This window comes from Thiohalorhabdus sp., from assembly GCF_046545655.1.
Taxonomy (GTDB): domain Bacteria; phylum Pseudomonadota; class Gammaproteobacteria; order Thiohalorhabdales; family Thiohalorhabdaceae; genus Thiohalorhabdus.
Genome location: NZ_JBKGZG010000071.1, coordinates 1 through 4,737, shown reverse-complemented (window position 1 = coordinate 4,737; position 4,737 = coordinate 1). Strand labels below are relative to the sequence as shown.

The following is a 4,737-nucleotide window of genomic DNA, read 5'->3' as shown; positions in this document are numbered from 1 at the left end:
TTGTTGGGCCTCCGGTGGCCAGGAGGGGATCGCTCACTAAAGTGAGCTCCTACAAGTGGGCTCCTACGAGGGAGCTCTAGCGGGAGCAAGGGGGCCATTGTGGGAGCGGCCGTCCCGGCCGCGACCGGAGTGGCGGCTGCCGGGGGAATGTCCAGACGGGCAGTGTGGGAGCGGCTACCAGCCGCGACCCCGGGGTTGGCCGGATCGGTCGCGGCCACTGGCCGCTCCCACAGGGGGCCGGGGGATCGCGGCGGTTCCGCCGCTGCAAATGGGTAGAAGGACCAGTCGGGCACGTGCTTTGGGAGGAAGGACCATGGACGACGTTACCGCATACGTGCAGGAGCTGGGCCGCACGGCCCGCGAGGCCGCCCGGCAGATGAACCGGCTGGATCCCGGCCTCAAGGACAAGGCCCTGCTGGCCATGGCCGACCGCATCGAGGCCGAGCGGTCCGACATCCTCGCCGCCAACCGCGAGGACCTGGAGCGCGCCGCTTCCGAGGGCCTGGACGCCGCCCTGGTGGACCGCCTGGAGCTGAACGAGGACCGGGTGGCGGCCATGGCCGACGGCCTGCGCCAGGTGGCCGGCCTGCCGGACCCGGTGGGCGCAATGAACGACCTGAGCATGCGCCCCAGCGGCATCCAGGTGGGCAAGATGCGCGTGCCCCTGGGCGTCATCGGCATCATCTACGAGTCCCGGCCCAACGTCACCGCCGACGCCGCCGCCCTGTGCCTGAAGTCCGGCAACGCCGCCATCCTGCGCGGCGGCAAGGAGGCCATCTCCTCCAACCGCGCCATCAGCCACATCATGCGCACGGTGCTCGCCGAGGTGGGTCTGCCGGAGGGCGTGGTCTCGGTGGTGGACACCCCCGACCGCGCCGCGGTGGGGGCGCTGCTCGCCATGCCCGAGCACGTGGACATCATCATCCCGCGCGGCGGCAAGGGCCTCATCGAGCGGGTGGCGGCGGAGTCCCGGGTGCCGGTGATCAAGCACCTGGAGGGGGTCTGCCACACCTACATCGACGCCGACGCCGATCTGGACAAGGCCGCGGACATCGCCGTCAACGCCAAGACGCAGCGCTACGGCACCTGCAACACCATGGAGACCCTGCTGGTGGACGCCGCCGTGGCGGGGGCCCTGCTGCCGCGGTTGGGCGAGCGCTTCCTGGACGCCGGGGTGGAGCTGCGCGGTTGCCCCCGCACCCGGGAGCTTGTGTCCCGTGCCAAGGAGGCCAGCGAGGAGGATTGGGCCACCGAGTACCTGGGCCCCATCCTGGCGGTGAAGGTGGTGGACGGCCTGGACGCGGCCATGAACCACATCGCCGCCTACGGCTCCGGCCACACCGACGTGATCGTCACCGAGAGCTATACCAGCGCCCGGCGCTTCCTGCGCGAGGTGGACTCCTCCTCGGTAATGGTCAACGCCTCCAGCCGCTTCGCCGACGGCTACGAGTACGGCCTCGGCGCGGAGATCGGCATCTCCACCGACAAGCTGCACGTGCGCGGCCCCGTGGGCCTGGAGGGCCTGACCACGGAGAAGTTCGTGGTGCTGGGCTCCGGGCAGACGCGGGGCTGAGGGCGGCGTGACGGAGGATACGGGCGCATCGGGTCCCCTGGGCGGGGAGGGGCCGCTGCTCCTCATGGGCGGCACCTTCGACCCCGTCCACTACGGCCACCTGCGGCCCGCCGAGGAGGTCCGCCAGCGGGTGGGGGCCGAGCGGGTGGTGCTGGTGCCCTCCGGGGAGCCGCCCCACCGCGCCGCGCCCAAGACCCCGGCGGCCCACCGCCTGGCCATGGCCCGGGCGGCGGTGGCGGCCTTTCCCACCTTGGGGGTGCTGGATTGGGAGGTGCAGGCGGCCGGGCCCTCCTACACAGTGCGCACCCTGGAATGGCTCCGGGAACGTTTGGGGCGTCGGCCGATACTAATTATTATAGGTAGCGACGCCTTCACCCAACTGAACCACTGGCACCAGTGGGAGCGCATGCTCGATCTGACCCACATCGCGGCCGTCCGCCGCCCCGGAACCTCCCTGGAGGCCCTGGAGCCGGAGCTGGCCCGGGCCCTGGAGGGGCGCTGGACCGAGTCCCCCGCCGTGTTCCATGAGCAGCCCGCGGGGGCGGTGATGGCCTTCGATGTGACCCGCCTCGATATCAGCGCCACCGCCATCCGGGAAATGGTTGGCGCGGGGGCGAGCCCGCGCTTCCTGCTGCCCCACCAAGTGGAGGAATACCTTTCCGCTCATGGCCTCTACCGCCAAGAACCGTAAGCCGACGGCCAGCAAGCAAGAAGCGGATCGCCTGCTGGAGATCATCCAGACGGCCCTCGACGACCGCAAGGCGAAGGACGTGCAGACTTTGGACGTCTCCGAGCGCAGCGGCTTCGCCGATTACTTCGTGATCGCCACCGGTACCTCCGACCGCCACGTGGGCTCCATCGCCGACCACCTCCAGGAGGAGGTCAAGCACGCCGGGTTCCAGCCCAGCGGCGTCGAGGGCGCCGACGGCGGCGACTGGATCCTGCTGGACCTGGGCGGGGTGGTCGTGCACGTCATGCGGGCCGAGACGCGGGCGTTCTACAACCTCGAAGAGCTCTGGAGCGACATCCTGTCCGGGGATTCGGACAGCGGGTCCGGGCCGGCCTCGGATCAATAGGCCGCCATCCCCCCGATGCCCGATCCCGTCCCCCTCTACCTCGCCAGCCGTTCGCCCCGCCGGGCGGAGCTCCTGGAGCAGATCGGCATCGCCCACAGGCCCGTGGAGTCGTCCGTGGACGAGACCCCGCGGGCCGGGGAGGCGCCCGCCTCCTACGTGGAGCGCCTGGCCCGGGACAAGGCCGCCGCCGGGGCCGCCACCGTGGGCCTCCCGGACCGCCAGGGCGCCCTTGTCCTCGGCGCGGACACCGCCATCGAGCAGGACGGCAGCATCCTGGGCAAGCCCGCCGGCCCGGGGGAGGCCCGGCGGTACCTCCAGTCCCTGTCCGGCCGGGAGCACGAGGTGCTGTCCGCCGTGGCCGTCACCGACGGCCGCGGCACCGAGAGCCGCCTCAACCGGACCCGGGTGCGGGTGCGCCCGCTGGAGGCGACGGAGATCGAGGCCTACATCGAGACCGGGGAGCCCATGGACAAGGCGGGCGCCTACGCCATCCAGGGCCGGGGGGCCGTGTTCGTGGAGGAGATCACCGGGAGCTATTCGGCGGTGATGGGATTGCCGCTGTGCGAGACCGACCAGCTGCTGCGGGGCTTCGGAGCCGGGACGCTTTGAGCGGCAGCGAGATCCTCATCAACGTCACCCCGCAGGAGGTGCGGGTGGCCATCGTCGAGAATGGCCTCCTCCAGGAGGTCCACATCGAGCGGCCCCGCACCCGCGGCATCGTCGGCAACATCTACAAGGGCAAGGTGGGCCGCGTCCTGCCCGGCATGCAGGCCGCCTTCATCGACATCGGCCTGGAGAAGGCCGCCTTCCTGCACGCCTCCGACGTCCTGCCCCCCGAGGGCACCGACCTCCCCCGCAACGGCCAGGAGCCGAAGATCACCGAGCTGCTCCGCGAGGGCGACGAGGTGGTGGTGCAGGTGAACAAGGACCCCCTCGGCACCAAGGGGGCCCGGGTCTCCACCCAGATCACCCTGCCGTCGCGCTACCTGGTGTACATGCCCTACATCGAACGGGTGGGGGTGTCCCGCCGCATCGACGGGGCCGAGGAGCGTGGCCGGCTGAAGGAGGCGGTGGAGGCCTTCCACCCGCCCGAGGAGCCGGGCGGCTTCATCGTGCGCACGGTGAGCGAGGGAACCGGCGAGGAGGAGTTCGAGCGCGACGTGCGCTTCCTGCGCCGGCTGTGGGAGTCCCTGCAGGCCGACATCCGCACCGCCAAAGCGCCCGCCCTGATCCACGAGGACTTCACCCTGCCCATGCGGGCCATGCGGGACATGGTGGACGATCAGGTGGACAAGGTGCGCATCGACTCCCGGGAGACCTGGGACCAGATCCAGACCTTCGCCCGCGACTTCGTCCCCGAGGTGGCCGACCGCATCGAGTACTACCCCGGGGAGCGGCCCATCTTCGACCTCTACTCGGTGGAGGAGGAGATCCAGCGCTCCCTGGACCGCACCGTCTATCTAAAGTCCGGGGGCTACCTGGTAATCGACCAGACCGAGGCGCTCACCTCCATCGACGTGAACACCGGCGGCTTCGTGGGGCGCAAGACCCTTGAGGAGACCATCCTCAAGACCAACCTGGAGGCCGCGCAGGCCATCGCCCGCCAGCTCCGCCTGCGCAATCTGGGCGGCATCATCATCATCGATTTCATCGACATGGAGAAGGCCGACCACCGCGAGCGGGTCTTCCGCGCCCTGGAGCACGCCCTCTCCCGCGACCGCTCCAAGTCCCACCTGGTGGGCTTCTCCGAGCTGGGGCTGGTGGAGATGACCCGCAAGCGCACCCGGGAGTCCCTGGAGCGCCTGATGACCGAGCCCTGCCCCTACTGCCAGGGCCGGGGCGTGGTGAAATCCCTGCAGACCGTCTGCTACGAGATCTTCCGCGAGACCCTCCGCGAAGCCCGCCAATACCCCGCCGAGCAGCTCCTCATCCTCGCCAACCCCTCCGTGGTCGACGTCCTCCTCGACGAAGAGAGCAAGGGCCTCGCCGACCTGGAGGCCTTCATCGGCAAGTCCATCACCCTGCGCTCCGAGGCCGGTTACACCCAGGAGCAGTTCGACGTGGTGGTGCTGTAAGGCCGGTCCCCCC

The 4,737-nt window shown here is 70.5% G+C and carries 5 protein-coding genes; all 5 read left to right on the top strand.

Annotated features, from left to right (window positions below; all coding sequences use genetic code 11):
* Positions 1-313: 313 nt before the first annotated feature.
* The 5 genes from ACLFRB_RS11430 to rng are packed head-to-tail and all read left to right on the top strand — an operon-like array spanning position 314 to position 4,724.
* Entirely contained in the window at positions 314-1,573 is a 1,260-nt protein-coding gene (locus ACLFRB_RS11430) for a glutamate-5-semialdehyde dehydrogenase (RefSeq protein ID WP_411069140.1), read from the top strand.
* 7 nt (positions 1,574-1,580) lie between these two features.
* Complete coding sequence (gene nadD / locus ACLFRB_RS11425) at positions 1,581-2,264, top strand: nicotinate-nucleotide adenylyltransferase (RefSeq protein ID WP_411069139.1); 684 nt, start codon at positions 1,581-1,583, stop codon at positions 2,262-2,264.
* Positions 2,239-2,649 carry a ribosome silencing factor gene (gene rsfS, locus ACLFRB_RS11420; protein WP_411069138.1) on the top strand — a complete coding sequence of 137 codons (411 nt, stop codon included), beginning with the start codon at positions 2,239-2,241 and terminating at the stop codon, positions 2,647-2,649. The genes nadD and rsfS overlap by 26 nt, the downstream gene beginning before the upstream one ends.
* Positions 2,650-2,664: 15 nt before the next feature.
* Positions 2,665-3,258 (top strand): Maf family protein, encoded by a 594-nt coding sequence (locus ACLFRB_RS11415; protein ID WP_411069137.1) that lies wholly within the window; start codon positions 2,665-2,667, stop codon positions 3,256-3,258.
* Complete coding sequence (gene rng / locus ACLFRB_RS11410) at positions 3,255-4,724, top strand: ribonuclease G (RefSeq protein ID WP_411069136.1); 1,470 nt, start codon at positions 3,255-3,257, stop codon at positions 4,722-4,724. The genes ACLFRB_RS11415 and rng overlap by 4 nt, the downstream gene beginning before the upstream one ends.
* Positions 4,725-4,737: the final 13 nt, after the last annotated feature.

Coding starts and splice junctions, on each gene's coding strand:
- ACLFRB_RS11430 (WP_411069140.1), top strand. CDS start 314: ATGGACGACGTTACCGCATACGTGCAGGAGCTGGGCCGCACGGCCCGC.
- rsfS (WP_411069138.1), top strand. CDS start 2,239: ATGGCCTCTACCGCCAAGAACCGTAAGCCGACGGCCAGCAAGCAAGAA.
- ACLFRB_RS11415 (WP_411069137.1), top strand. CDS start 2,665: ATGCCCGATCCCGTCCCCCTCTACCTCGCCAGCCGTTCGCCCCGCCGG.